Source organism: Sodalis sp. CWE, from assembly GCF_019646055.1.
Classification (GTDB): domain Bacteria; phylum Pseudomonadota; class Gammaproteobacteria; order Enterobacterales; family Enterobacteriaceae; genus CWE.
Genome location: NZ_JAESFE010000001.1, coordinates 77,770 through 102,717, shown reverse-complemented (window position 1 = coordinate 102,717; position 24,948 = coordinate 77,770). Strand labels below are relative to the sequence as shown.

The window sequence follows — 24,948 nt, the reverse complement described above, 5'->3', positions numbered from 1 at the left end:
CTAAATTATTCATCAGTAGTAATAGAAGGTGGCCAATTTTCCAGATGCATCCCTAAAAATAGTCCACGAGAAGCTAATACATCCTTAATTTCTGTAAGAGATTTTTTGCCGAGATTAGGAGTTTTTAGTAATTCAACTTCAGTACGTTGAACTAAGTCACCTATATAATGAATAGATTCTGTCTTAAGACAGTTAGCAGAACGTACAGTCAATTCTAAATCATCGACAGGACGTAATAGAATTGGATTGAATTCTGGTTTGTTTTCTTTTATTTCTGGTTGACTTACATCCCGCAAGTCAACAAAAGCTTCTAACTGTTCCACCAAAATCGTAGCAGCACGGCGAATCGCCTCTTCTGGATCAATTGTTCCGTTAGTTTCTATTTCGATAATCAGTTTGTCTAAATCTGTTCTTTGTTCGACACGTGCTGCCACCACATTATAAACAATTCGTTCTACCGGACTATAACATGCATCAACTAGTAAACGTCCTATTGGGCGTTCATTATCTCCTGCATAAATTCTGGCTGAAGCTGGAACATAACCGCGACCTCTTTGTACCTTAATACGCATCGAAATAGATGCACTTTCGTCAGTTAGGTGGCATAATATGTGATCTGATTTTATAATTTCAACATTTCCATCATGGGTTATATCAGATGCAGTTACAGGACCAATTCCAGACTTGTTCAAAACCAAAATGGCATCGTCTTTACCTTGAATTTTTACCGCCAGTTCTTTTAAGTTGAGTAAGATTTCCAAAATATCTTCTTGTACACCTTTTTTACTACTATATTCATGTAATACACCATCAATCTCAACTTCTGTTACAGCGCAACCTGAAATTGATGAAAGTAAGATACGGCGCAAGGCATTACCTAAAGTATGACCAAATCCGCGTTCTAGCGGCTCGAGGGTAACTTTGGCATGTGTTAGGCTTATTTGTTCAATATCCACCAAGCGCGGTTTTAAAAATTCTATGGCAGAATCTTGCATATTATCTTTTTCCATTAAATTCCTATTTGGAATAAAGTTCGACAATTAAATGTTCGTCAATATCTGCAGAAATGGCAGTTCGTTCTGGAATATGTTTAAATACTCCTTCCATTTTAGAAATATTGACTTCAATCCAAATTTGTTTGCTACGTTGTTCAGCCAATTCTAATGAAGCATGAATACGGTGTTGACGTTTAGCTTTTTCGCAAACGCTAATAATATCATTTGAATTAACTTGATAAGATGCAACATTAATAATTTTGCTATTTACCATGATTGCTTTATGACTAACCAATTGACGTGATTCAGTACGCGTGGCTCCAAATCCCATTCGGTAAACAACATTATCTAAGCGACGTTCTAATAATTGCAATAAATTTTCTCCTGTGTTTCCTTTTAAACGTGCTGCTTTTTTGTAGTAGTTAGTAAATTGACGTTCAAAAATGCCATAAATACGTCGAACTTTTTGTTTTTCACGTAATTGAATACCGTAATCAGAAAGACGCGATTTTCTAGAATTATGTTGACCTGGAAGTTTTTCTATTTTACATTTAGAATCAATCGTTCGAATACCAGATTTTAGAAAAAGATCTGTTCCTTCTCGTCGACTCAATTTTAGTTTAGGTCCTAAGTATTTTGCCATTTTTTCTCCATTCAATTTTTAAAATTGATACTATACTCGTCTTTTTTTAGGAGGTCGACATCCATTATGAGGAATAGGAGTAACATCAGTAATATTTGTGATACGGAAACCAGCTGTATTTAAAGCACGAATAGTAGATTCGCGACCAGGTCCGGGTCCTTTAATTATTACTTCTAAATTTTTAATTCCATATTCTTTTGCAACTTTAACACAATGTTCTGCTGCAACTTGTGCAGCAAAAGGTGTAGATTTGCGTGATCCGCGAAAACCAGAACCTCCAGAAGTCGCCCATCCTAATACGTTACCCTGACGATCAGCGATCGTAACAATTGTATTATTAAAGGATGCATGGATATGAGCTACACCATCTGGAATAGACTTTTTAATTCGTTTTCTTGTTCGAAGTGTGGTGGTAAATTTAACCATTTTTTATCCTAAATTTATTTTTTGATTAATTTTCGAGGACCTTTACGTGTACGAGCATTAGTCTTAGTACGTTGACCACGAACTGGAAGATTACGGCGATGACGCAAACCACGATAGGTTCCAAGATCAATTAAACGTTTAATATTTAAAGTTACCTCACGACGAAGATCACCTTCTACAACAAATTTGGAAACTGCTGCACGTATAGTATCAATCTGTTCTTCGGACAGTTTACTGATCTTAATATGTTCGTTAATATCTGAAGTTGTACAAATGTATTTCGAACGAGCTTTTCCAATTCCGTAAATTGATGTTAAAGCAATCAAAACATGTTTATTATCCGGAACGTTAATACCAGCAATACGAGCCATTGTATACCTCTACTCTATATTCTAAATGAATGCCGACGGAAAAAACGAAAAAGAATCAAAAGATTTTAAGAGGATGCACTAAAAAAACAGCTAAAATTTTTTGTTAATTAGTTTCTTTATTAAAAGCAAGAATCAGCCTTGGCGTTGTTTATGTTTTAATTCTGCGGTACAGATTACTCGAATAATTCGATTTCGTTTGACAATTTTACAATTACGACATAACTTCTTAACGGAAGTACGGACTTTCATTTAATTTTAGCCTCCAAGATTTATTACTCAATTAAATTAACGATTATAAATTTTCAAATTTGCTTTTTTTAAAACAGATTCATACTGATTCGACATCATAAAGGTCTGAATTTGAGCCATAAAATCCATAATAACTACAACGACAATTAATAGAGATGTTCCGCCAAAATAGAAGGGAACTTTCATAATGCCTTGCATGAATTCTGGAATTAAACAGATAAAAGTTATATATATAGCACCGACCAGTGTAAGGCGGGTCATGATTTTATTAATAAACTTTGCCGTCTGCTCGCCAGGGCGAATGCCTGGGATAAATGCGCCAGATTTTTTTAAATTATCTGCCGTTTCTCTAGGGTTAAAAACCAACGCTGTATAAAAAAAACAGAAAAAAATAATTGCACATGCATACAATAATACATAAAGCAATTGACCTGGTTGTAAATAAAATGCAGCTCTAGTTAAGAAGCTCCAACTTGTACTATTTCCAAACCAAGATAGAACTGTAGCAGGAAATAAAATAATACTAGAACCAAATATTGCTGGGATCACACCTGCCATATTAACTTTTAATGGCAAGTGTGTGCTTTGAGTTGCATAAATGTAACGCCCTTGCTGTCGTCTAGCATGGTTGACTAGAATACGTCTATGTCCACGTTCAATGAATACTACAAAAAATGTTACTAAAAATATAAATATTCCTATTAAAAGCAATTCAAAAAAATTTATATTTCCTTGTCGGGCCTGTTCAATAGTGGAACCAACAGCAGGTGGTAAGCCTGCGACAATTCCAGAAAAAATAATAATAGAAACGCCATTACCAATACCTCGTTCAGTGATTTGTTCTCCTAACCACATTAAAAAAATGGTTCCGCAGACGAGGCTTATAACTGCGATACAATAAAAAACAAAACCGGGATTACTAACCAGGCTTCTTACTCCCAACATATTTGGAAGACTAGTTGCAATACCAATAGCTTGTAATATTGCCAACATCAATGTTCCGTAGCGAGTATATTGGTTAATTTTTTTTCTTCCAGATTCGCCCTCTTTTTTTATTTCTGCCAAAGTAGGATGAACTACAGTCAATAATTGAATAATAATTGATGCCGAAATATATGGCATCACTCCTAGTGCAAAGATGGAGGCACGATTCAGGGCTCCGCCAGAAAACATATTGAACATTTCAATAATAGTTCCCCATCTTTGTTCAAGTAGCTTCGTAAGAACGGCTGCGTCAATTCCAGGAATAGGAATAAAAGAACCGATTCGAAAGATAATAAGAGCTCCGATAACAAATAACAACCTACGTTTTAGCTCGCTAAAGCCACTTTGTGCACTTTGAAAATTAAATTTTGATCGTTTAGCCACTTTTCGCTTATTCCTCAATTTTCCCACCAACTGCTTTAATTGCAGAATGAGCTCCTTTACTAACACGCAATCCGCGAATAACAATCGCTTGTTTAATTTTTCCTGAAAGGAAAATTTTTACAAACTTAGTACGAACATTAATAATTTTTGCAGCTTTTAACGTTTTCAAATCTATGATACTGCTTTTTAAAGAAGCTAAATCAGATAGACGTATTTTCTCTGTAATCATAGACTTACGTGATATAAAGCCAAATTTTGGGAGTCGACGATATAAAGGAGTTTGCCCGCCTTCGAATCCTGGACGTATACCTCCTCCAGAACGAGATTTTTGACCTTTATGGCCACGACCGCTACTCTTCCCTAAACCAGAACCTATTCCACGACCGACTCGCTTAGGAAGTTTTTTAGAACCTTTAGTAGGACACAAAGCGTTTAGACGTATCATATTCCTCAAGCTTAACCATATAAGAAATTAAACGAGCCATTCCTCGTATAGCTGGTGTATCTTGAAGCTCCACAACATGACCAATTCGTCGCAAACCTAGTCCAATTAAAGTTGCTTTATGTTTTGGTCGACGACCAATGGAACTTCGAATTTGAGTAATTTTAAGTATTTTTGCCATGAAGAGCACTTCCTAATATTTCTTCAACAGACTTTCCACGCTTAGCAGCAACCATTTCAGGAGATTTCATATTTTTAAGAGCATTGATAGTTGCACGAACTACGTTAATTGGATTGGTAGAACCATAAGTTTTTGCAAGCACATTATAAATTCCTGCAACTTCTAACACCGCTCTCATAGCACCGCCTGCAATAATACCCGTCCCTTCAGAAGCTGGCTTCATAAATACAAGAGACCTAGTATGTATACCATTGATTGAATGCTGTAGGGTACCATTATTTAGTGCAATATTAATCAAATTTCTTCGAGCTTTTTCCATTGCTTTTTGGATTGCTGCTGGAACCTCCCTTGCTTTTCCATAGCCAAAACCAACACGACCAAATCCATTGCCGACTACTGTAAGGGCAGTAAAGCTAAAAACTCGTCCTCCCTTTACAGTTTTAGACACACGGTTTACTGCGATTAGTTTTTCTTGTAAATCACTCATATGTTTTTCAGTTTGAAACATTTTTTAAATCTCTACTTTAAAACTGAAGACCGGCCTTTCGTGCAGCATCTGCTAACATTCTTATTCTTCCATGATATTGGAAACCAGAACGATCAAAGGACACTTTCTTAATTCCTTTTTTTAGTGCCCGTTCTGCAACGATTTTACCTATTGTAGCAGCAGCTTCTTTATTGCTAGTGCTGTTTAATTTTTTCCTTATAATTTTTTCAACTGTAGAAGCGGATACTAAAACATCAGCATTGTCTGATGCAATAATTTGAGCATAAGTGTGGCAATTAGTGCGATGCACCACTAAACGGATAGCATGCAACTTTTGAAGCCTATATCTTGTATGAATAGCTCGACGAAGGCGAGCTGCTTTTCTTATTGTTATCATTTTTATTTCTTCTTCGATTCCTTAATACGTACAATTTCATCTGAATAACGAATTCCTTTCCCTTTGTAAGGCTCAGGGCAACGAAATGAACGCAAATTTGCTGCGACCTGACTAACAATCTGCTTATCAGCACTTTTTAATATAATTTCGGTTTGACTTGGACATTCTATAATAATACCATCAGGTAATCGATAGTTGATAGAATGAAAAAAACCTAATGTTAAAGTAACTATGTCGTCTTTTACAGAGACACGATAACCTATACCAACTAACTGTAGTTTTTTAGTAAATCCTTCTGTTACACCAATTAACATGCTATGAATTAGTGCACGTTCCGTACCAGCAAGTGCCCAATTTTTTGCACAATCAATTCTTGGAGTAAAAAATATTTTTCTGCCAGAATACTGAACCATAATAGACTTATGAATGGTACGAGTTAATTTTCCATTTTTTCCATCAATTAGTATTACTTGCTTATCAAGCCTCACATGTACACCAATAGGAATAATTATAGGGGTCTTAGCAAAACGAGACATCTTTCTCCTCTTTAATCAAGCTATATAACAAATAACTTCACCGCCAAGACCAGATAGACGGGCGACTCGATCGGTAACTATCCCTCTTGAAGTGGAAATTATTGCAATTCCCATTCCTGCTCTAACCCTTGGTAAGACATTTTTCTTTTTATAAATTCGTAATCCAGGTCTGCTTATACGTCTTATAACTTCTATTACAGGTTTATCTTGATAATATTTCAATTTCAATTCTAATATAGGTTTATTACTTTTTGCAATTCTAAAATCTTCAATAAAACCCTCGACTTTTAGCAAACTTGCAATTGCTTCTTTCATTTTAGATGACGGGACAAGCACAATTTTTTTATTTGCTAACTGACCATTACGAATACGAGTTAACATATCAGCGATCGGATCTTGCATGCTCATTTTACCAGCTAGCCTTCCTTAAACCAGGAATCTCTCCACGCATTGCTGCCTCGCGAAGCTTGGCACGACTTAACCCAAATTTTCTTAAAAAGGCATGAGGTCGACCAGTTTGTCGACAACGATTTCTTTTTCTGGAAGGGCTAGAATCACGAGGGAAAGTTTGAAGTTTTAATATTGCGTTCCAACGCTCTTCATTAGGAGCGTTTAAATCAGAAATGACAGATTTTAGTTGAATTCGCTTAGTAAAAAACTTCTTAATTAGTTTTGCTCGTTTCATTTCACGAGCTTTTATAGATTCTTTAGACATTAGAAACCTTAAGTTTTATTTTCTGAATGGAAAATTAAGCGCGTTAAGTAATGCATAACCCTCATGATCAGATTTTGCAGTAGTTACAATAGTAATATTCATACCAAGAATACGGTCGATTTTATCATAATCGACTTCAGGAAAAATAATTTGTTCACGCACTCCCATGCTATAATTACCGTGTCCATCAAATGATTTTTTAGATAATCCTCGAAAATCGCGAATACGCGGTACAGCAATAAAAATTAACCGATCAAAAAACTCCCACATTCGTTTGCTTCGAAGGGTTACCTTGCATCCAATAGGATGCCCTTGACGAATTTTAAAACTAGCAACTGATTTGCGTGCTTTGGTAATAAGTGCTTTTTGTCCAGAGATTGCAGCTAAATCGGTTGCAGCATTATCCAAGATCTTTTTGTCGGAAGTTACTTCACCCACTCCCATGTTCAGTGAAATTTTTTCGATACGAGGAACCTGCATAACAGAGCGATACCTAAATTCTCTCATTAATGTAGATATTACTTTGTTTTTATAATATTCATGTAATTTTGCTATCATATGATGCTCTGTTATTTAATAATTTTTCCACTAGATTTAAAAATACGGAACTTCTTACCATTTTCAATTTTAAAGCCCACTCTTCCAGCTTTGTTAGTGGAAATATCAAAAATTCCAACGTTAGAAAGTTCGATTGCCATTTCTTTTTCAAAGATGCCACCTAATTTATTTGCAGCTGGAAGTGGTTTTTGATGTTTTTTAATTAAATTAATCCCATTAACGATGGCTTTACCGTTTGGTAAGATGTTTTTTATTTTTCCGCGTTTACCTTTATCTTTACCAGTTAACACAATGATTTCATCATTAAGACGAATTTTTGATGCCATTATTACTTCCTTACAAAACTTCAGGGGCTAGAGAAATAATCTTCATAAATTTTTCATTCCGAAGTTCACGGGTTATAGGTCCAAAAACACGAGTTCCTATTGGTTGCTCATTGCTATTACTAAGTAATACACATGCATTACTGTCAAATCGAAGAGCTGAACCGTCATTGCGACGAATACTTTTCTTTGTTCTTACTACAACCGCCTTTAAAACTTCACCTTTCTTTACTTTACTTCGAGGAATCGCTTCTTTGATGGTAACTTTGATGATATCACCAACTTTTGCATATCTGCGGCGCGAACCACCTAAAACCTTAATGCACATTACATGACGTGCACCAGAATTATCTGCTACTGTCAATACAGTTCGTTCTTGTATCATTTAAATACTCCGTTTACATTGCAAAATACTCCTTCAATGACTACGAAAGGATATATTAGCATATATTAAGATTCTACAATAATTTTTATTAATCTTTTCTTGCAGAGAACTAGCTTATTATATCGAAATGTAATTCATACGACTTTATTTTTTATGATACGAACTAGTTTCCAAGATTTGGTTTTAGAAATAGGATTGCATTGGCTTATTTCAACAATGTCGCCGATAGTACTGCTTTTATTTTCATCATGTGCATGAAGTCTGGTTCTACGCCGAATTACTTTACCGTAAATCGGATGTTTCACAAGACGTTCAACAGATACGACAATTGATTTTTCCATTTTATCACTAACCACGCGACCCCTTAAGATGCGAATTTTTTTCATGTTATTTATATAAGATCTTTTCAGTCAATATCGTTTTTATACGAGCAATTTCACGACGTGTTTGTTTTAACAAGTGTGTTTGTTGTAATTGATTGCTAGATACCCTTATACGAAGATTAAGTTGTTTTTTCAACAGACCAAATAACTCCATGCTAAGTTCTTGATATTTTTTTTTACGAAGCTCGGTTTTACTCATTTTAATTTGGTGTCACTTTAGTCATAAAAATAGTCTTAATTGGTAATTTTGCCGAAGCTAATTTAAAAGCTTTACGCGCAAGATCTTCTGAAACTCCATCCATTTCGTATAGAATTCTGCCTGGTTGGACTAAGGCCACCCAATATTCTACATTGCCCTTACCTTTTCCCATGCGAACTTCTAGAGGTTTTTCAGTAACAGGCTTGTCTGGAAAAATTCTGATCCAAATCTTTCCTTGTCTTTTAATCGCTCTTGTCATAGCACGTCGCGCTGCTTCGATTTGTCTAGAACTCAAGCGACCGCGATTGGTAGCTTTTAGACCAAAAACACCAAAGTTTATTTGGGAATCTATTGCCAGCCCGCGATTACGTCCTTTATGCATTTTACGAAATTTTGTACGTTTTGGTTGTAACATTATTGATTCTCTTTTGCTTGTACTTTTTTACGCTGCTGTTTTCTTGGTGAAGAGGTTGAATTTCCTTGCTTAGTTGCAGTTGTTTTATCAAAAACTTCGCCTTTAAAGATCCATACTTTTGTGCCAATGATTCCGTAAGTGGTATATGCCTCAGAGTTACTATAGTCGATATTTGCACGTAAAGTATGAAGCGGAACACGACCCTCACGATACCATTCAGTTCGCGCTATTTCAGCTCCTCCTAAACGACCACTAACTTCAACTTTAATTCCTTTTGCGCCAAGACGCATTGCATTTTGTACAGCACGTTTCATAGCTCGCCGAAACATGACACGGCGTTCTAGTTGAGAAGAAATACTATCAGCAACAAGTTTAGCGTCTAGTTCTGGCTTCCTAATTTCACTGATATTAATCTGAGCTGGCACACCAGCAATATTTGCTACGGCTTTACGAAGCTTCTCAACATCTTCTCCTTTTTTACCAATTACAATACCTGGACGAGCACTATAAATAGTCACTCGAATGCTTTTAGCTGGACGTTCAATCACCACACGAGAAACTGAAGCCTTTATCAGTTCTTTACTTAAGAATTGCCGAACTTTGAAATCACTATTAAGGTTGTCAGCAAATTCTTTTTTGCTTGCATACCAAGTAGAACTCCAAGATTTTACAATACCGAGTCGAATTCCGTTTGGATGTACTTTTTGACCCATCTTTAAGTTTCCTCTAAAAAGAATGTTAATGATCAGAAACAACTACGGTGATATGACTAGTGCGTTTTAACATTCTATCCGAACGACCTTTAGCGCGAGGCATAATTCGCTTCATACTAGGTCCAACATCAATAAAAATTTTCATAACTTTAAGATTATCAACGTCTGAACCATCATTATGTTCAGCATTGGCGATTGCAGACTCCAATACTTTTCTTACTAAAGAAGCAGCCTTCTTATTGGTATAAGTAAGAATTTCTAAAGCTTTTGCAACCTGTTTGCCTCGAATTAAATTAGCTACTAAACGAACCTTTTGAGCAGAAGAACGAGCATAACGATAACGAGCAATAGTTTCCATGAATCTTATCTCTTCTTAACCTTTTTATCAGCCGTATGACCACGATAAATCCGAGTTGGAGCAAATTCACCTAATTTATGACCAACCATTTCATCGCCTATAAAAATAGGAATATGCTGACGACCATTATGAACGGCAATAGTTAAACCCACCATTTTAGGAAAAATTGTAGAACGACGAGACCAAGTTTTAATTGGTTTTTTATCATTGTTTTTTAACGCCTTCTCTACTTTTTTTAACAAATGTAAATCAATAAATGGGCCTTTTTTAAGAGAGCGCGGCATATAGTTTCCTTAGTGAAAAGCTATTTATTGCGACGATGAACAATAAGTTTATCAGTACGAATGTTGTTACGAGTTTTTTTTCCTTTAGTCTGAACACCCCAAGGTGTTACTGGATGTTTGCCAAAATTACGTCCTTCACCGCCACCATGTGGATGATCAACTGGATTCATAGCCGTACCGCGAACGTTAGGACGAACTCCATACCAACGGTTCGCCCCAGCCTTACCTAAAGCACGCGCCATGTGTTCGGCGTTACCTACTTCACCTAAAGTCGCACGACATGCAGATTGAATTTTTCGTATCTCTCCAGAACGAAGACGAACTGTAACGTAATTTCCATCACGAGCTACAATTTGGGCATAAGCTCCTGCAGAGCGAGCTAACTGACCACCTTTACCAGGTTTCATTTCGATATTATGAATAAAAGAACCAACTGGAATATTACGTATCGGTAAAGAATTTCCTGTTTTAATTTTCACTTTAATGCCAGATTGAATCTCTTCACCAATTTTCATATCCTTTGTTGCCAAAATGTAACGGCGTTCACCATCTTTGTATAATACTAATGCGATGTTAGCAGAACGATTAGGGTCATATTCTAAACGCTCTACCAACGCTGGTATATAATCCTTATCTCGTTTAAAATCAATCAAACGATAACGTTTCTTATGACCCCCACCAATATGTCGCGTAGTAATATGACCAATATTGTTTCGACCTCCAGATCTATGGAGAGCTTTCACTAGGGGTATATACGGTTTTCCTTTATAAAGGTCAAAATTTACCACTTTAATGACATGGCGCCGTCCAGGGGATGTTGGTTTATACTTAATTACCGTCACTTTTTCCCCTTATTTGCTTTCATTGATTGCATTAACTAAGTTCATATCTTCACCCCTTTTTAAGGTGACATAAGCCTTTTTCCAGTTGTTTCGATGACCAATGTGCTGTCCACGACGTTTAGTTTTTCCCTTTACAATTAAGGTACGAACATTATCAACTTTGACATTAAAAAGTGTTTGCACAATAACTTTAATTTCTGCTTTTTTTGCATCTCTAGAGACCTTAATTGTAACAGTGTTGCGTCTTTCCATTAAATTAGAGGTTTTTTCAGAAACATATATGGCAAGTAATAATTTAAACAAACGCTCCACGTTAGTCATACTAACATCCTTTCAACTTTATTAACAGCATCAACCGTTATAATAACTTTTTCTGAGGTAATTAAACTAATCGGATTAAGATTATAGGTTTTTTGTACGTTTACTTTGTAGAGATTTCTTGCTGCAAGAAAAAGATTTTTATCTAGCTTGTCAATAATAATAAGCACATTTTCTAATGCCATATTTTTTAATTTTTTTATTAGAAGTCTGGTATGTGGTTGTTCAATAGAAAATTGTTGAAAAACAAATAATCGATTCTGACGTATAAGTTCAGAAAAAATACTCCTCATAGCACCGCGATACATCTTCTTATTTACTTTTTGGCTATAGTTGCTGGTCTTGGAAGCAAAAGCAACGCCACCAGAACGCCAGATTGGACTTCTAGAGCTACCAGCACGCGCACGACCAGTTCCCTTTTGACGCCACGGTTTCCTTCCAGAACCTGATACTTCAGCTCGAGTTTTTTGATTATGAGTTCCTTGACGAGCATTCGCTCTATAAGCAACAACTATTTGATGAACTAGTGCTTCATTAAAATTACATCCAAAAATAGCTTCGGGAACCTCTAATGTTTTTTTTACATCTCTTAACACCAACTCCAATCTTATCTCCTTTTTAGCTAGAGGCGTTAGTTTTAATAGCTGATTTAATAATCAAATTACCTTTATTTGCTCCTGGAATAGAGCCTTTAACTATTAAAAGATTTCTTTTTATATCTATACGTATTACTTCCAAGTTTTGAATAGTTATTTGATCGTTACCCAACTGACCTGCCATTTTTTTTCCTTTAAACACTTTACCTGGAGTTTGATTTTGTCCGATGGATCCTGGTGCTCGATGGGATAAAGAATTACCATGACTACTACTCTGAGTTTGAAAATTCCAACGTTTTACAGTACCAGCAAATCCCTTACCCTTAGATAAGCCAGTAACATCAACTTTTTTTATATTAGTAAAAAATTCTGTAGTAATGCTTTGACCAATAAAAAATTTATTTTTTTCTTTATTTTCTTTTATGCGAAACTCCCATAAACCGTAACCAGTGTTTACACCAGCTTTCTTAAAATGTCCGGATTCTGGCTTAGTTAACCGATTTGCTTTTTTATTACCAAAAGTAATTTGAATAGCATCGTATCCGTCTTGTTCTATACTTTTAATTTGAGTAATGTAGTTTTTTTCAATTTTAATAATAGTGACAGGAATAAAGACGCCTTCTTTAGTAAGAATACTAGTCATTCCTATTTTACGTCCAATACAACCTATCATCTTTAAATCCTTCTAATTTTCTATAGAACCTCAATAAGGTTAGTGCTTTTAAATTGCATTATTTGGTTATTCTTCAATTTAAAAACTAACAAATGAGATAGTATCCGCATTGTTAACTAGCCTAAGCTAATTTGTACGTCTACTCCAGATGCTAAATCTAAGCGCATCAGCGCATCAACAGTTTTTTCTGTTGGTTTAACAATATCAACTAAACGTTTATGAGTACAGATTTCGTATTGATCACGAGCATCTTTATTGACATGTGGAGAATTCAAGATAGTGAAACGTTCTTTACGGGTTGGTAAAGGTATTGGCCCACGAACCTGAGCACCAGTTCGTTTGGCAGTTTCGACAATTTCTGCTGTGGATTGGTCAATAAGACGATGATCAAAAGCTTTTAAATGGATACGAATTCTTTGGTTTTGCATTAAATCAGAGCCTCAATCTAAATTAACATAGAATATTAAGAAACGCTGCAATGTTGTTCTTACTTAAGAAAAACGCTTGATAGTATTTTTGTCTTTAAAGGATCTTTTAGGAGATAAGTAGGAAAGTTAATTTTCTAGGAACCCCCTTACAAATCATATACAATTTATACAAAAATTCAATAGAAAATAAAAAACATAAGCAAGGAGATATTATTAATTAATAATTTAAATTAATATTTAAAATATAGTTATTAGATAACAAAGGTGATACTTTCCTCTTTGGTTAGCATCTTATCACAAAATAAAAACAACTACTTGGTTAAATTAAAGTTGAATAATTACTTTACGTGCTTTTATGTGTGTTCCGAATATAAATGAAACAGAAAACTTCTCTTGGTTATCATTAAAATTAAATTGTCAGAAATGAAAGTAATCGTCATCGCTGTTATTCAAGATAGCAAACTATATTCATGATAAAACTATTATTAAAAACGGCTAGACATCAAACACTTATAATAATAAATAACCATTTAATAAACTCTGTCATACGCGATAGTACTCTAAATTCAATATTATTTATATCAAATTATTTTTGATAAATTAAGAATGAAAAAACAATTAAAGAAAATTCAATAATTAGAAAGTTTTCTACATTAGAACATGATTTAAAATTGTTGCATCTTCTTTCCAAAGAAATATTTTCTGAACAGTTTATGTTTTAGATTAATCAACTAAAGAATTATATTTAATTCAATAGGCTGACTAGTCATGGAAGATAGTTTTTTTTACGGACTCTTTCGATGTAATATTAATTTTCGCGAACATATAGGCTATTTTCAAAGCAAGGGATAACCGATAGTAGATAGAAAAGCAGTTAAGGCAATTTGATCAAAAGTATATCGAACAATATCAATATTCTTAATAATTTAATTTAAATTAAAATAAGATTTTGAATTTTATTTATTTGCTCTGCGGGCTTCAATAATGGCTTGTGCAATATGTTTTGGCGTTTCACTGTATTTCAAAAATTCCATAGAATAGGAGGCGCGACCTTGAGTTTGTAAACGTAAATCGGTAGCATATCCAAACATTTCCGACAAAGGGACCTGCGCACGAATTTTTTTGCTAGAAATATTTTCTTCTATTCCATCGATTACACCGCGACGACGATTAAGATCACCAATTACATCACCCATGTATTGTTCTGGTGTTTCAATTTCAACTTTCATAATAGGTTCCAATAGAACTGGTTTTGCCTTCATAAATCCTTCTCTAAAGGCTATAGAACCAGCGATTTTAAATGCAATCTCTGAAGAATCAACCTCATGATAGGAACCATCAAAAGCAGAAACCCTTACGTTTACAATTGGATAGCCGGCTAATACACCGCTTTTCATTTGTTCCTGAACTCCTTTATCCACTGCCGGTACATATTCTTTTGGAATGACACCACCAACTATCTCGTTCAAAAATTCATAGCTCTTTCCGTTTGCTTCCATTGGTTCAATGCGCAACCAAACACGACCAAATTGTCCACGGCCGCCAGATTGTCGAATAAATTTTCCTTCATGCTCAACGGTAGCACGAATAGTTTCACGATAAGCTACTTGTGGTTTTCCGATATTAGCTTCTACACCAAATTCACGATTCATACGATCAATAATAATTTCAAGATGCAATTCCCCCATACCGGCAATTATTGTTTGCCCTGATTCCTTATCGGTCCATACTCGAAAAGATGGATCTTCCTGCATTAGACGACTAAGTGCTGAGCCCATTTTTTCTTGATCAGCTTTTGTTTTTGCTTCTACGGCAACCGAAATAACTGGTTCTGGAAATTCCATGCGTTCGAGAATAATAGGTGCTAATGGATCACATAGAGTATCTCCAGTAGTTATGTCTTTCAAACCTATCACTGCAGCAATATCTCCTGCATAAACTTCTTTTATCTCTTCACGTTTATTGGCGTGCATTTGTACGATTCGTCCAAATCTTTCTCGTTTATCCTTTACAGAGTTCATGACAGCATCACCAGAGTTAATTACTCCTGAGTAAACACGAAAAAAAGTTAAATTACCGACAAATGGATCATTGGCAATCTTAAAAGCTAATGCTGAAAAAGGTTCTTCGTCGCTAGATCGACGTTTAATGCTAGTAGCTCCATCACTGAGAACTCCTTTGATGGCAGCAACATCAGTCGGCGCTGGTAGATATTCAATAATCGCATCCAGCATTGATTGTACTCCTTTGTTTTTAAAGGCAGATCCACAAGTTACAAGAACTATTTCATTTTTTAGAACACGTTGACGTAAACCACGTTTAATTTCGTCTTGAGTAAGTTCTTTTCCTTCTAGATACTTATCCATTAGTTCCTCAGACGATTCTGCTGCTGATTCTACTAAATGCAGATGCCATTTTTTAGCTAATTCAATCAAATCAATAGGAATTTCCTGATAAGTAAAAGTTACACCCTGGTCTATTTCAGACCAACTAATTGCTTTCATTTTTATTAAATCTATGATTCCAGTAAATTTTTCTTCTGCACCAATAGCGAGATGAATTGGAACTGGGTTAGCAGCCAGACGAGTCTTTAATTGTTCAACAACACGCAGATAGTTTGCTCCAATACGATCCATTTTGTTTACGAACGCAATTCGCGGTATTTTATATTTATTTGCTTGACGCCAAACAGTCTCAGATTGAGGTTGAACACCACCAACAGCACAATAAATCATTACGACTCCATCGAGCACACGCATAGATCGTTCCACTTCGACAGTGAAATCAACATGTCCAGGAGTGTCAATGATGTTAATGCGATGCGAATCAAATTGTTTGGCCATGCCAGCCCAAAAACAAGTGGTTGCTGCAGATGTAATGGTTATTCCACGTTCTTGTTCCTGTGCCATCCAATCCATAGTAGCAGAACCATTATGAACTTCACCAATTCTATGGTTTACGCCTGTGTAAAACAAAATGCGTTCCGTTGTAGTGGTTTTTCCTGCATCAACATGCGCACTGATTCCAATATTTCGATAGTGTGTAATAGGTGTTATACGAGCCATTTAAGTCCTTTAATTGTTAAAAACCAATTATTTTATAACATAAGTATTAATTTTCTTCTTTTAGAAAAGGCGTCTGTTTTTCAATTACCAACGATAATGAACAAAAACTTTATTGGCATCTGCCATTCGATGAATTTCTTCACGTTTTTTTACAGCGCCACCTTTATTTTCTGCTGCGTCAGAGAGTTCGTTTGCCAAACGAATAACCATAGATTTATCATTGCGCTTACGCGCAGCAATAATAATCCAACGCATTGCAAGAGTATTTCGACGTATTGAACGAACTTCTACTGGTATTTGATACGTCGCTCCGCCGACTCGGCGTGATTTAACTTCAACAGTCGGACGCACATTATCCAAAGCTGTTTCAAAAGCCTCCAGATGTTGTTTTCCAGATCTATGAGTTAGAATTTCCAATGCTGCATACACAATTGTTTCGGCAACAGATTTTTTACCGTTCATCATTAAAATGTTAATAAATTTAGCTAAAACATTTGATCCAAATTTTGGATCAGGAAGAATTTTACGTTGATTAATTATTTTTCGACGTGACATAACTTATTCCGATCAAGGATTAAATGAATTTTTCTTAAAAAGCAAATAACTAGTTTTATTTTACTTATTAAATTGCTCTAAAAATAACTAGATCTTTGGTTTTTTCATGCCGTATTTGGATCTTCCTTGTTTGCGATCTTTAACTCCAGAGCAGTCAAGTGCACCTCGAACAGTATGATAACGTACGCCAGGAAGGTCTTTTACACGGCCTCCTCGAATAAGGATTACAGAATGTTCTTGTAGGTTATGGCCCTCCCCGCCTATATAAGAAGTAACCTCAAATCCGTTTGTTAAGCGAACACGGCATACTTTACGTAAAGAAGAGTTTGGCTTTTTTGGGGTAGTAGTATATACACGAGTGCATACACCACGCTTCTGTGGACAAGAACCTAGTGCTGGGACTTTACTTTTCGTTACTTTTAAGACACGCGGTTTACGTACAAGCTGGTTAATTGTTGTCAAAATTAAAACTCCTGATCATCAATTTCATGTGAAAGTTTATTCATAGTATTGTTTTTGAAACGGAGCATCATAAAAAGAATTTGTAACAGTAAAATGGTACGAATAACTTTAAAAAAATGTCAAGCAAGTCACAAGAAAACTTTTTACCATCTTATTTGCCGTATATGTTTTTCAGTCAATCTAACAAAACCAACATAGTCAATTATTTTAATATTAGGTGAAATATAAGTTGAAAGGCCTCTAGCTACAACGTCATTTTCTAATGCATATAGCTCCAGTGGAGAAGAACAAATTATACGTACGGTCGACGAACCAATAATGCCAACAGTAACACCATCGGATAATAATAATAAAGCATCACCAAAATATGCAATACGTATCAAAGCTTTTAAATGACAATAATAAGATGAAGACGTAAGAGTATATAGCACATGCGTTTCCTGATATTAAAACGTTAATATAGTATTATAAAAAGTCAATTTTTGATACCATCTTTTTGGTGATAATCGTTTAACATTCAAAATCCATTTAGTATGATTATGTAATCCCCGTTCTTCTGCTGATTTAGAACAAAGATAAATTCCGTTTATATCATAAAAAGAAAGTATATTGAAGGTAACAATAAAATTTCGCGTTAGAATTTGCGAGGGTTGCTGGTGAGGTAACAATAAAAATACTCCATCAGCAATAAAAAAAATTCCAACTTCTTCAGATAATGATACGGTTGTTAGCAGTAAATCTAATCCTTCCCTTCCAGATTCATCTCTATACGGACCATGCGTAAAAATAAATGCGATGCGATTCATAAAAAAAGTTTATTCACTAAAATTGAACGAATCTATCACATGTTAAAATCATTTGGACCAAATTAACTAGCCCACTTAGTTCAAACCCAGGTTGGAGATTTTCTCCAGTTTTTTTAAGCAATGATGCATGAGTGGAATCAATTATTCCACGACGGAGTGCAGCAGTAGTACAAACATACAATGTTATTTGATTTTGCTTTGCTAAGTGTTGCCATGCATGCACAAGGTTTACTTCGTCGCTAGCTAGCGTGCTAAAACTATTAGCATTGAGTACCCCATCCTGATAAAAAAATATCATGCTCAAACGATGATTGCACTTTAAAAGTGTTTGAGAAAATTGCAGTGCGCTTCTAGAGCGTTGATTTCCATAAGCTGGACCTGTAACCATTAAGCAATAGTTTAACATCATTACTCCTGTCATGAAATGACTGTTTTTTCAAGCTTTTTTGTAAAAAAAATGCTGTAGCATAATTAAAATTTTTAAGCTAATTGTATAAAGCATAAAAATTCTTTGTACAGAGCAATAGATTCGAGAAATTATACTAATCATTTCGTAATATCAAAAATATCGTGATCTTTAGTAATTTTTTTTAGATTACGCTGTTACAATACGCAGAACGTATGAACAAGATTCCTTTTAAGTAGAAAAAGCATTAGCTTTAATTAAAGCTTCACACACAAATATTTTTAGCTTGATAATCCTTTTTTTTGTTATGATTTATCTTTTAAATTTTTTCAAAATGAAAATCAGTACTAACAATTAAAGCGTGATAATAGCTATGAATATCATCTTATAAACTTTTTATGAAAAGAAATTCAAAATAATAGAAGATGTTCATGTTCAATAAACTATAAATAAAGTTTACTTAATTGCTACCTAACTAGATACATAAAGTGATTTAAAATAAATTAAAATGTGCTAATCATAATCTATTACTATCTAAGACAACAGTCGTCCTGACTCGCTATTTTTATTGATGCCTGTTCATCTTTAGAAAATTAAATTTTTAGGCTCCTAATTTATAGATTAAGATTCATTATAAATAAATCTTTTAGATAGATAGGTTATTTACCAAATAATTAATAAATTTCTCCATTCTTCTTTTTGAAAAAAGAATATGGAAATCATTAATAATACACTATTTATATTTTTTATAGTGATATTGAATTGGATATAATAACAATTCAAATAGAGAATTATGCTTGAGCATAAGGAATGCAAGATTTTCACAATAAAAATTCTTTCTTAAGAAGAAAGAAGCATAATAACCAATCAGTTTTTATAAGTGTTATTTTTTTGTTTAATTTTAAAAAGTTATTTTTTTATTGATGAATATTTGTTTTGAACAAAATAAAAAAGTGTTACATAAAAATACTAGATAGATCTGTGTATAGAAATTTGACAACACAATTGGCTTACTAATTTAGTAAATGAGAATTCCTTATTCTACTAAGGTTCTCGTTAAGTAAAAACTATTTTATTTTTTTTCAAATTTTTTATTTAAAAACTTGAATTTTTTCAAAAAAATTTGCCAAAATTGCCTGCAATAAACTCAGTAAATTTTACTGGGGTGGTCTTATTGGATTAATTCACTAAACTTGAGTTAAGTACAAAAAAAGAGGTCTATAATGAAGTAACTTATTACTAATTTTATTTTATTATAATAATGAATTGCTATCTCTGTATTGTAAAATAACTAGCATTTATGGTTTTTTATTATATCGTCTTAATAAGAGGAGAATAAAAATTAGGTAGATGCTAAAGCAAAATTTAATTTTTCTAACATTTTCTAAAAAGCTTTTGTTTAGATTTTTATGTTTTAAATTTATATGGGGCTTATAAGTTGATGTAAATTTTTATATGTAAGGCGTACAAATTTCTTTAATTTTTGATTTACATTATTACAGAAATTTTTGGCACCTTTTTTTTTAAAAAAAATAAAAAATCTTATACTTGTCAATGACGCACACTGTGCAATAAATTAAATTTAAATTAATATTTTTATCTAAAAACTTCCGTAAAGAAGAAATTTAGTCTATTTAAAGAACAAGTTTGCAAAAGTTATTTAAATGAATTTTCTTAAAGCAAGTTTTGATTTGAAATTATGAATTTCAATTGATTTAATATTCATTTTAGGATGTTAAATTTTTGCAGCTAGATAATTATAATTTAATAAGAATTTGAATTTTTTATTCATTTGGCCTGAATAGTTAAATAAAAGTCATACTTTAAAAAAATCTTTAATTTGGTGAATTATCACATAGTTAGATGTAATTTGTTTCAAATTAAAGATTTAATATTTAATTTGGTAAGTACTGCTTTGGAAAAATAAAATAACATTGATGTTTGTACAAAATGATAAAATCAAGTTGATTGATTTTTTAAGAACAATTTAAGTTACTCTTAAATCTTAAGAAAATTAGCAAGCAGAGAGTGACCTTGCTGACTTAAAATACTTTCAGGATGAAATTGAACGCCTTCAATTGGAAAAGAACAATGACGGATAGCCATTATTTCATCTTGTTTTCCTTTTTTTTGACTCCAAGCAGTTACCTTTAAACAAGATGGAATACTAGTGGGGTCAATCACAAGTGAATTATATCGAGTCACTACTAAGGGATTTTTTAGTTTGAGAAATACTCCTAAATTGTCATGAAAAATAGTGGAAGTTTTCCCATGCATCACTTGACGAGATTGAATAATTTTTGCACCAAAAGTCTGACCAATAGCTTGGTGCCCTAAGCAAACTCCTAGAATTGGTAATTTGCCAGTAAAGTAATGAATAACAGCAAGAGAAATTCCTGCTTTGTCTGGGTTACCTGGTCCTGGGGAAATTACTATATGCGATAACGCTAAATTTTCAATATCCTTAATATTCAGACTGTCATTACGATGTACAACTACCTCTGTTCCCAACTCGCAGAAGTACTGATAAAGGTTCCAGGTAAATGAATCATAGTTATCAATTATCAATAATCTAGCCATAATGAACTCAATATTTTCCTTAGCTATAACAGTCTAAAAAAATGATTTTTACTATCATCAATAATATAACAAAGAAAACATTTGGATAAATATGCATTGTTAAATTATGGTATAATTGATTATCTGTCATTTACTAAATCGAATCTTCTTACGGAAATTTTTGCTAAATTTTACTGATAAGCAGAAAAATAATTGATCAGTAACAATTATTAGCTATACAACTTATCTAGTAACAAAAACAGCGCGTAATTATACGCCTAAGATATAAACTCGTCATTTTTACTAGATAAGTGTAGCATAATTTAACTAAATTATCGCTAATAATAATTAGCTTAGTTATTCTCTAATATATGAATTTTCTGATAAATGAAAATAATGGTTTTTTTTAGTTTTTAAACGGAAAAATACAACGATAATATCGCATGTTGCAATTCGTCAACAACAGTGAAAAATAAAAATTATCATTAGCTCTTCTTAAGAAGAGAAGCACCTTTATGAGTTTTTAAGGAAAGTTACAGAGAGGTTTTTTTATAAACAATTATCTCAGTATATAGAAATCTTTTCTGACAAATTTATTTGCGTTCTCACATAAATAAGGTAATTTTAGCATAACATTTTGCTGTTTACAAGATTATCTAAAAACTCTAATTAAAAGCTTTAAGTCGTTTTTATCAAAAAATTTTCCGAGAAGGAGCTTAAATCTATCAAAGCACTTCTTTACAAAAGAAAGAATAACTGGATTTTATAGATAAAAAAATTTTCTAACATTTAAATTAAAACAGTTATTTTTTTGAGTTATAACATTGAACAAATGTGTTAGATTTTATAGATCTTCTAAAAATAGATCATAGACAAAGTTGCTGCTAATACCAAAATTATTATTTAATAATTAGCAACTAAAATATGGTGTCTTAATCCAAACAAAGATGAAATCATTTCTAACTGAAATTAGAATTATAATTTAATTAGTAAACTAACTGTTTTAAGTTAACTTAAAAAGTTTACAGATCTGATCTATCAATAGACTAATACCTATCTTAACAAAAATTAGCACATCTTTTTTGTCTTCTAAAAATATGAAGCTTTCTTTTTTCTTTACAGATCAGGAATTCTAGAACTAATGTAGAATGTCAATTTATTATCAATAATAAAAGATAGTAAAAATAACAACTATAAAAAGATTAACAGAATACTTCAGATTTTTTTTAAAACTATATAAAGTAGTAGACTAAGTTCTTTTAAATAAAATTTGTTAAAATCGTATATGTATTATGGAAGCGATATTATTAACTTTTTGAATAAAAAAACCTCGATCTTAATGAAATCTCTTAAAAAGAAGATAAGAACGAAACTGAACGATTATTTTTGATGCTGTAATTACTATCTAACGCTTTTTCATTAACTAAAAAATTTTTAGTATCATTATTTATTGAATGTCAATGCAAAGCCTAAATGTTCCATGAAAAACGTTTATCTATTACCATCCTAATAAGTTTGGTCGGACCAATGTTATACAATCAGACAGTATTGGCAAATATCCCGGATCAAAGTCAACCAATAGGGGCGAATTATATTCGATCAATAGTTAGAAAAAATGATAATGATTCACTACCAATATGTGTCCAAGCTGATGAAGTCAAAGTAAACCATTCAGGGCATGCAACTTTTAGTGGTAACGTAAAAATTAAGCAAGGAGATAGTATAATTTCTGCAAAAAAAATTGAACTTATCCAACAAAGTCAAGAGAAAAAAGAAAATACTCCCTGTGTTATTTCTGCTACAGGGAATATTAGTTACTGTGATGGAAAAATCAAACTACAGGGACCTAAAGCATTGGTTGATCTCGATAGTAAAGACATTAATATTTACTATGGTAATTATTGTTTCTTAGATCGACCAGGACATGGAGCAGCTTACTTTATTAAACACTGCAAAAACAATCATTATACAGTTCTAAAAAATGGTAGTTTTACTTCTTGCGCTCCTGAAAATGAAATTTGGACTTTCGTAGGATCAGAAGTAATTTATGATTATCGAGAGCAAATTGCTAAAATTCGCAATGCATATTTAAAATTTGGAAAAATTCCAATATTTTATAGTCCTTATTTTCAAATTCCGATAGGAAATAAACGTCATTCTGGATTGTTAATACCTAGTATTGCATACAGTAGTAAGAACGGTATAGAGTTTAAGTTTCCTTATTACTTAAATCTGGCTCCAAATTATGATGTTACTTTTACACCAAATTATATGGCTAAACGCGGAACTCAAATTCAAACTGAATTCCGTTACTTAAGTGATTTTGGAAAAGGTTTAACAAAGTTTGATTATTTGTCAGGCGACCGTATATATAAAAACATACACAAAATCGACAACAATAACAAAAACAGATGGATATTGTATTGGCAACACGATGGAATTATGAATCGAGTTTGGCGTTTTAATGCTGATTGCTACAGAGTTAGCGATACTGATTATATTAATGATTTTAGTTCGAAGTACTATAAAAATGGAAGAATGATAGATACTAAAACTGCACAGAAAATCTGTTTTGGTTTTTCTGATCAAAATTGGAATTCTGTTCTTTCGTATGTGAAATTTCAAACTTTTAATGCACCTACCAGTGATAGGTATCGTTCTGCTCCTCAATTTGATTTAATCTACCATAAAGATGAACTTGGTCCGTTCAGTTTTAAATTATTTGGTCAGTTAGCGCAGTTTACGCATGTCAATAATAATCATCCTAAAACAGTTCGACTATACGTTGAACCAACAATTGGCCTTCCGTTAATTAATTATTGGGGAAATCTAAATGCTGAAGCTAAATTAGTAACCTTGTATTATCAACAAGATAATACCGTTGAATATAATAAGCGTATCAATATTAATCAGTTTTTAAAAAAATCAGCCAGTTGTGTAATACCAAAATTTAAAACAGATGGAAGAATAATAATTGAACGAAATACGGATCGCAAAACACACTACATCCATACCATAGAACCACGTTTACAGTACTTATACATTCCTTATGGTAACCAAAATAATATTAGTATTTACGATTCTAACATTTTGCGAATTATTGATTATTATGGACTTTTTCGTGATCCATCTTATAACTATTTTAATCGAATTTTATCGACTAATCGCCTGGCAGCTGGTGTTTCGACACGAATTTATAATGATCAAAATATAGAACAATTCAGTGCTTCCATAGGTCAGATTTACAACTTTTCAAAATCACATATTGAAAGTAATGTCGATATTAGGAACAGTCATAGTATAAGCGGAAGAAGTAATATGTTATGGGTAGGCGATAGTTACTGGCGCATCAGTGATAATGAATGGGGAGTTCGCGGCAGTTTACAATATGATTCTCATTTCAACAATATTATATTAGGCAATGCAATGTTAGAATACCAGCGCGACAAAAATCATGCTCTTCAGTTAAATTATCGTTATGCTAATTCTCAATATATTGAACAACTGCTGTCTGACACTAACAAGTCAGGTCATCAAAAAAGCATTTCTCAGATAGGAATAACAGGAAATTGGCCACTAATTGATTCTTTGTCGCTAGTTGGAGAATATTATTTTAATGGAAAAACTAACCAAGTAACAAATCGACTAATTGGACTACAGTACAATACGTGTTGTTTAGCTATGAATCTAGACTATGAACGTAAAATTATTGGGTGGAACAAAATAAGTCACGCTAATCAGCTTGAAAACAAGGTTTCATTTAATATTGAACTACGAGGATTAAAAACATCATAATAATGAATAGAACAA

At 33.2% G+C, this 24,948-nt stretch carries 35 protein-coding genes; 1 reads left to right on the top strand and 34 read right to left on the bottom strand.

Annotated elements, in window-relative coordinates; translation table 11 throughout:
• Positions 1–5: 5 nt before the first annotated feature.
• The 34 genes from rpoA to JK145_RS00275 all read right to left on the bottom strand — a co-directional run bounded on the left by rpoA (position 6) and on the right by JK145_RS00275 (position 21,159).
• Positions 6–995, bottom strand: a complete 990-nt coding sequence (gene rpoA / locus JK145_RS00440) for a DNA-directed RNA polymerase subunit alpha (RefSeq protein ID WP_220665221.1) — start codon at positions 993–995, stop codon at positions 6–8.
• A gap of 22 nt (positions 996–1,017) precedes the next feature.
• Complete coding sequence (rpsD, locus tag JK145_RS00435; protein WP_220664926.1) at positions 1,018–1,638, bottom strand: 30S ribosomal protein S4; 621 nt, start codon at positions 1,636–1,638, stop codon at positions 1,018–1,020.
• A gap of 30 nt (positions 1,639–1,668) precedes the next feature.
• On the bottom strand, positions 1,669–2,064 hold the full coding sequence (rpsK, locus tag JK145_RS00430; RefSeq protein WP_220664925.1) for a 30S ribosomal protein S11: 396 nt from the start codon (positions 2,062–2,064) through the stop codon (positions 1,669–1,671).
• 14 nt (positions 2,065–2,078) lie between these two features.
• On the bottom strand, positions 2,079–2,435 hold the full coding sequence (gene rpsM / locus JK145_RS00425; RefSeq protein ID WP_220664924.1) for a 30S ribosomal protein S13: 357 nt from the start codon (positions 2,433–2,435) through the stop codon (positions 2,079–2,081).
• A gap of 132 nt (positions 2,436–2,567) precedes the next feature.
• A complete protein-coding gene (gene rpmJ, locus JK145_RS00420; RefSeq protein WP_220664923.1) occupies positions 2,568–2,684 on the bottom strand; it encodes a 50S ribosomal protein L36 in 117 nt (38 codons plus the stop codon).
• A 36-nt stretch (positions 2,685–2,720) separates the two neighbouring features.
• Entirely contained in the window at positions 2,721–4,052 is a 1,332-nt protein-coding gene (secY, locus tag JK145_RS00415; RefSeq protein ID WP_220664922.1) for a preprotein translocase subunit SecY, read from the bottom strand.
• 7 nt (positions 4,053–4,059) lie between these two features.
• The gene (gene rplO, locus JK145_RS00410; protein WP_220665220.1) at positions 4,060–4,494 is read right to left on the bottom strand and encodes a 50S ribosomal protein L15; all 435 of its coding nucleotides are present in this window, start codon (positions 4,492–4,494) and stop codon (positions 4,060–4,062) included.
• Positions 4,466–4,675, bottom strand: coding sequence for a 50S ribosomal protein L30 (gene rpmD, locus JK145_RS00405; RefSeq protein ID WP_220664921.1), 210 nt, complete (start codon positions 4,673–4,675; stop codon positions 4,466–4,468). Before rpmD ends, rplO begins: the two co-directional genes overlap by 29 nt.
• Positions 4,659–5,162 carry a 30S ribosomal protein S5 gene (gene rpsE / locus JK145_RS00400; protein ID WP_370627577.1) on the bottom strand — a complete coding sequence of 168 codons (504 nt, stop codon included), beginning with the start codon at positions 5,160–5,162 and terminating at the stop codon, positions 4,659–4,661. Before rpsE ends, rpmD begins: the two co-directional genes overlap by 17 nt.
• Before the next feature lie 37 nt (positions 5,163–5,199).
• Positions 5,200–5,559, bottom strand: coding sequence for a 50S ribosomal protein L18 (rplR, locus tag JK145_RS00395; protein WP_220664919.1), 360 nt, complete (start codon positions 5,557–5,559; stop codon positions 5,200–5,202).
• A 2-nt stretch (positions 5,560–5,561) separates the two neighbouring features.
• A complete protein-coding gene (gene rplF, locus JK145_RS00390; RefSeq protein WP_220664918.1) occupies positions 5,562–6,095 on the bottom strand; it encodes a 50S ribosomal protein L6 in 534 nt (177 codons plus the stop codon).
• Positions 6,096–6,110: 15 nt separating this feature from the next.
• Positions 6,111–6,503, bottom strand: coding sequence for a 30S ribosomal protein S8 (gene rpsH, locus JK145_RS00385; RefSeq protein WP_220664917.1), 393 nt, complete (start codon positions 6,501–6,503; stop codon positions 6,111–6,113).
• Position 6,504: 1 nt separating this feature from the next.
• Positions 6,505–6,810, bottom strand: coding sequence for a 30S ribosomal protein S14 (gene rpsN, locus JK145_RS00380; protein ID WP_220664916.1), 306 nt, complete (start codon positions 6,808–6,810; stop codon positions 6,505–6,507).
• Positions 6,811–6,825: 15 nt separating this feature from the next.
• Positions 6,826–7,365 (bottom strand): 50S ribosomal protein L5, encoded by a 540-nt coding sequence (rplE, locus tag JK145_RS00375; RefSeq protein ID WP_220665219.1) that lies wholly within the window; start codon positions 7,363–7,365, stop codon positions 6,826–6,828.
• Positions 7,366–7,379: 14 nt separating this feature from the next.
• Entirely contained in the window at positions 7,380–7,694 is a 315-nt protein-coding gene (gene rplX, locus JK145_RS00370; RefSeq protein WP_220664915.1) for a 50S ribosomal protein L24, read from the bottom strand.
• Between the two features lie 10 nt (positions 7,695–7,704).
• Positions 7,705–8,076 carry a 50S ribosomal protein L14 gene (gene rplN, locus JK145_RS00365; RefSeq protein WP_220664914.1) on the bottom strand — a complete coding sequence of 124 codons (372 nt, stop codon included), beginning with the start codon at positions 8,074–8,076 and terminating at the stop codon, positions 7,705–7,707.
• Positions 8,077–8,210: 134 nt separating this feature from the next.
• Positions 8,211–8,462, bottom strand: coding sequence for a 30S ribosomal protein S17 (rpsQ, locus tag JK145_RS00360; RefSeq protein ID WP_220664913.1), 252 nt, complete (start codon positions 8,460–8,462; stop codon positions 8,211–8,213).
• A 1-nt stretch (position 8,463) separates the two neighbouring features.
• Positions 8,464–8,658: a 50S ribosomal protein L29 gene (gene rpmC, locus JK145_RS00355; protein ID WP_220664912.1), complete on the bottom strand. Its 195-nt coding sequence runs from the start codon at positions 8,656–8,658 to the stop codon at positions 8,464–8,466.
• Between the two features lies 1 nt (position 8,659).
• Positions 8,660–9,073, bottom strand: coding sequence for a 50S ribosomal protein L16 (gene rplP / locus JK145_RS00350; RefSeq protein ID WP_220664911.1), 414 nt, complete (start codon positions 9,071–9,073; stop codon positions 8,660–8,662).
• Complete coding sequence (rpsC, locus tag JK145_RS00345) at positions 9,073–9,786, bottom strand: 30S ribosomal protein S3 (protein WP_220664910.1); 714 nt, start codon at positions 9,784–9,786, stop codon at positions 9,073–9,075. Before rpsC ends, rplP begins: the two co-directional genes overlap by 1 nt.
• 25 nt (positions 9,787–9,811) lie before the next feature.
• Positions 9,812–10,144 carry a 50S ribosomal protein L22 gene (gene rplV / locus JK145_RS00340; protein WP_220664909.1) on the bottom strand — a complete coding sequence of 111 codons (333 nt, stop codon included), beginning with the start codon at positions 10,142–10,144 and terminating at the stop codon, positions 9,812–9,814.
• A 5-nt stretch (positions 10,145–10,149) separates the two neighbouring features.
• Positions 10,150–10,428 carry a 30S ribosomal protein S19 gene (gene rpsS, locus JK145_RS00335; RefSeq protein ID WP_220664908.1) on the bottom strand — a complete coding sequence of 93 codons (279 nt, stop codon included), beginning with the start codon at positions 10,426–10,428 and terminating at the stop codon, positions 10,150–10,152.
• Positions 10,429–10,448: 20 nt separating this feature from the next.
• The gene (rplB, locus tag JK145_RS00330; RefSeq protein WP_220664907.1) at positions 10,449–11,270 is read right to left on the bottom strand and encodes a 50S ribosomal protein L2; all 822 of its coding nucleotides are present in this window, start codon (positions 11,268–11,270) and stop codon (positions 10,449–10,451) included.
• Between the two features lie 9 nt (positions 11,271–11,279).
• A complete protein-coding gene (gene rplW, locus JK145_RS00325; RefSeq protein WP_220664906.1) occupies positions 11,280–11,591 on the bottom strand; it encodes a 50S ribosomal protein L23 in 312 nt (103 codons plus the stop codon).
• The gene (gene rplD / locus JK145_RS00320; protein ID WP_220664905.1) at positions 11,588–12,193 is read right to left on the bottom strand and encodes a 50S ribosomal protein L4; all 606 of its coding nucleotides are present in this window, start codon (positions 12,191–12,193) and stop codon (positions 11,588–11,590) included. The genes rplW and rplD overlap by 4 nt, the downstream gene beginning before the upstream one ends.
• Before the next feature lie 13 nt (positions 12,194–12,206).
• A complete protein-coding gene (rplC, locus tag JK145_RS00315) occupies positions 12,207–12,857 on the bottom strand; it encodes a 50S ribosomal protein L3 (RefSeq protein WP_220664904.1) in 651 nt (216 codons plus the stop codon).
• A gap of 116 nt (positions 12,858–12,973) precedes the next feature.
• Positions 12,974–13,285: a 30S ribosomal protein S10 gene (gene rpsJ, locus JK145_RS00310; RefSeq protein WP_220664903.1), complete on the bottom strand. Its 312-nt coding sequence runs from the start codon at positions 13,283–13,285 to the stop codon at positions 12,974–12,976.
• A gap of 956 nt (positions 13,286–14,241) precedes the next feature.
• Positions 14,242–16,350, bottom strand: coding sequence for an elongation factor G (fusA, locus tag JK145_RS00305; protein ID WP_220664902.1), 2,109 nt, complete (start codon positions 16,348–16,350; stop codon positions 14,242–14,244).
• Between the two features lie 84 nt (positions 16,351–16,434).
• Positions 16,435–16,905, bottom strand: coding sequence for a 30S ribosomal protein S7 (rpsG, locus tag JK145_RS00300; protein WP_220664901.1), 471 nt, complete (start codon positions 16,903–16,905; stop codon positions 16,435–16,437).
• A gap of 87 nt (positions 16,906–16,992) precedes the next feature.
• A complete protein-coding gene (gene rpsL, locus JK145_RS00295; RefSeq protein ID WP_220664900.1) occupies positions 16,993–17,367 on the bottom strand; it encodes a 30S ribosomal protein S12 in 375 nt (124 codons plus the stop codon).
• Between the two features lie 143 nt (positions 17,368–17,510).
• The gene (gene tusB / locus JK145_RS00290; protein ID WP_220664899.1) at positions 17,511–17,798 is read right to left on the bottom strand and encodes a sulfurtransferase complex subunit TusB; all 288 of its coding nucleotides are present in this window, start codon (positions 17,796–17,798) and stop codon (positions 17,511–17,513) included.
• A 15-nt stretch (positions 17,799–17,813) separates the two neighbouring features.
• Positions 17,814–18,173 carry a sulfurtransferase complex subunit TusC gene (gene tusC, locus JK145_RS00285; protein WP_220664898.1) on the bottom strand — a complete coding sequence of 120 codons (360 nt, stop codon included), beginning with the start codon at positions 18,171–18,173 and terminating at the stop codon, positions 17,814–17,816.
• 16 nt (positions 18,174–18,189) lie between these two features.
• Positions 18,190–18,579, bottom strand: coding sequence for a sulfurtransferase complex subunit TusD (gene tusD, locus JK145_RS00280; protein WP_220665218.1), 390 nt, complete (start codon positions 18,577–18,579; stop codon positions 18,190–18,192).
• 1,998 nt (positions 18,580–20,577) lie between these two features.
• Positions 20,578–21,159, bottom strand: coding sequence for an aminodeoxychorismate/anthranilate synthase component II (locus JK145_RS00275; protein ID WP_220664897.1), 582 nt, complete (start codon positions 21,157–21,159; stop codon positions 20,578–20,580).
• Between the two features lie 1,452 nt (positions 21,160–22,611).
• Here JK145_RS00275 and lptD point away from each other — a divergent pair.
• Positions 22,612–24,933: an LPS assembly protein LptD gene (lptD, locus tag JK145_RS00270; protein WP_220664896.1), complete on the top strand. Its 2,322-nt coding sequence runs from the start codon at positions 22,612–22,614 to the stop codon at positions 24,931–24,933.
• The last annotated feature ends 15 nt before the right edge of the window (positions 24,934–24,948 follow it).

Excerpts from the sequence above, each read along its gene's own strand:
- rpoA (WP_220665221.1), bottom strand. The coding sequence starts at position 995 with ATGCAAGATTCTGCCATAGAATTTTTAAAACCGCGCTTGGTGGATATT.
- rpsD (WP_220664926.1), bottom strand. The coding sequence starts at position 1,638 with ATGGCAAAATACTTAGGACCTAAACTAAAATTGAGTCGACGAGAAGGA.
- rpsK (WP_220664925.1), bottom strand. The coding sequence starts at position 2,064 with ATGGTTAAATTTACCACCACACTTCGAACAAGAAAACGAATTAAAAAG.
- rpsM (WP_220664924.1), bottom strand. The coding sequence starts at position 2,435 with ATGGCTCGTATTGCTGGTATTAACGTTCCGGATAATAAACATGTTTTG.
- rpmJ (WP_220664923.1), bottom strand. The coding sequence starts at position 2,684 with ATGAAAGTCCGTACTTCCGTTAAGAAGTTATGTCGTAATTGTAAAATT.
- rpmD (WP_220664921.1), bottom strand. The coding sequence starts at position 4,675 with ATGGCAAAAATACTTAAAATTACTCAAATTCGAAGTTCCATTGGTCGT.
- rpsE (WP_370627577.1), bottom strand. The coding sequence starts at position 5,162 with ATGAGTGATTTACAAGAAAAACTAATCGCAGTAAACCGTGTGTCTAAA.
- rplR (WP_220664919.1), bottom strand. The coding sequence starts at position 5,559 with ATGATAACAATAAGAAAAGCAGCTCGCCTTCGTCGAGCTATTCATACA.
- rplF (WP_220664918.1), bottom strand. The coding sequence starts at position 6,095 with ATGTCTCGTTTTGCTAAGACCCCTATAATTATTCCTATTGGTGTACAT.
- rpsH (WP_220664917.1), bottom strand. The coding sequence starts at position 6,503 with ATGAGCATGCAAGATCCGATCGCTGATATGTTAACTCGTATTCGTAAT.
- rpsN (WP_220664916.1), bottom strand. The coding sequence starts at position 6,810 with ATGTCTAAAGAATCTATAAAAGCTCGTGAAATGAAACGAGCAAAACTA.
- rplX (WP_220664915.1), bottom strand. The coding sequence starts at position 7,694 with ATGGCATCAAAAATTCGTCTTAATGATGAAATCATTGTGTTAACTGGT.
- rplN (WP_220664914.1), bottom strand. The coding sequence starts at position 8,076 with ATGATACAAGAACGAACTGTATTGACAGTAGCAGATAATTCTGGTGCA.
- rpsQ (WP_220664913.1), bottom strand. The coding sequence starts at position 8,462 with ATGAAAAAAATTCGCATCTTAAGGGGTCGCGTGGTTAGTGATAAAATG.
- rpmC (WP_220664912.1), bottom strand. The coding sequence starts at position 8,658 with ATGAGTAAAACCGAGCTTCGTAAAAAAAAATATCAAGAACTTAGCATG.
- rplP (WP_220664911.1), bottom strand. The coding sequence starts at position 9,073 with ATGTTACAACCAAAACGTACAAAATTTCGTAAAATGCATAAAGGACGT.
- rpsC (WP_220664910.1), bottom strand. The coding sequence starts at position 9,786 with ATGGGTCAAAAAGTACATCCAAACGGAATTCGACTCGGTATTGTAAAA.
- rplV (WP_220664909.1), bottom strand. The coding sequence starts at position 10,144 with ATGGAAACTATTGCTCGTTATCGTTATGCTCGTTCTTCTGCTCAAAAG.
- rpsS (WP_220664908.1), bottom strand. The coding sequence starts at position 10,428 with ATGCCGCGCTCTCTTAAAAAAGGCCCATTTATTGATTTACATTTGTTA.
- rplW (WP_220664906.1), bottom strand. The coding sequence starts at position 11,591 with ATGACTAACGTGGAGCGTTTGTTTAAATTATTACTTGCCATATATGTT.
- rplC (WP_220664904.1), bottom strand. The coding sequence starts at position 12,857 with ATGATAGGTTGTATTGGACGTAAAATAGGAATGACTAGTATTCTTACT.
- rpsJ (WP_220664903.1), bottom strand. The coding sequence starts at position 13,285 with ATGCAAAACCAAAGAATTCGTATCCATTTAAAAGCTTTTGATCATCGT.
- fusA (WP_220664902.1), bottom strand. The coding sequence starts at position 16,350 with ATGGCTCGTATAACACCTATTACACACTATCGAAATATTGGAATCAGT.
- rpsG (WP_220664901.1), bottom strand. The coding sequence starts at position 16,905 with ATGTCACGTCGAAAAATAATTAATCAACGTAAAATTCTTCCTGATCCA.
- tusC (WP_220664898.1), bottom strand. The coding sequence starts at position 18,173 with ATGAATCGCATCGCATTTATTTTTACGCATGGTCCGTATAGAGATGAA.
- tusD (WP_220665218.1), bottom strand. The coding sequence starts at position 18,579 with ATGTTAAACTATTGCTTAATGGTTACAGGTCCAGCTTATGGAAATCAA.
- JK145_RS00275 (WP_220664897.1), bottom strand. The coding sequence starts at position 21,159 with ATGGCTAGATTATTGATAATTGATAACTATGATTCATTTACCTGGAAC.
- lptD (WP_220664896.1), top strand. The coding sequence starts at position 22,612 with ATGTTCCATGAAAAACGTTTATCTATTACCATCCTAATAAGTTTGGTC.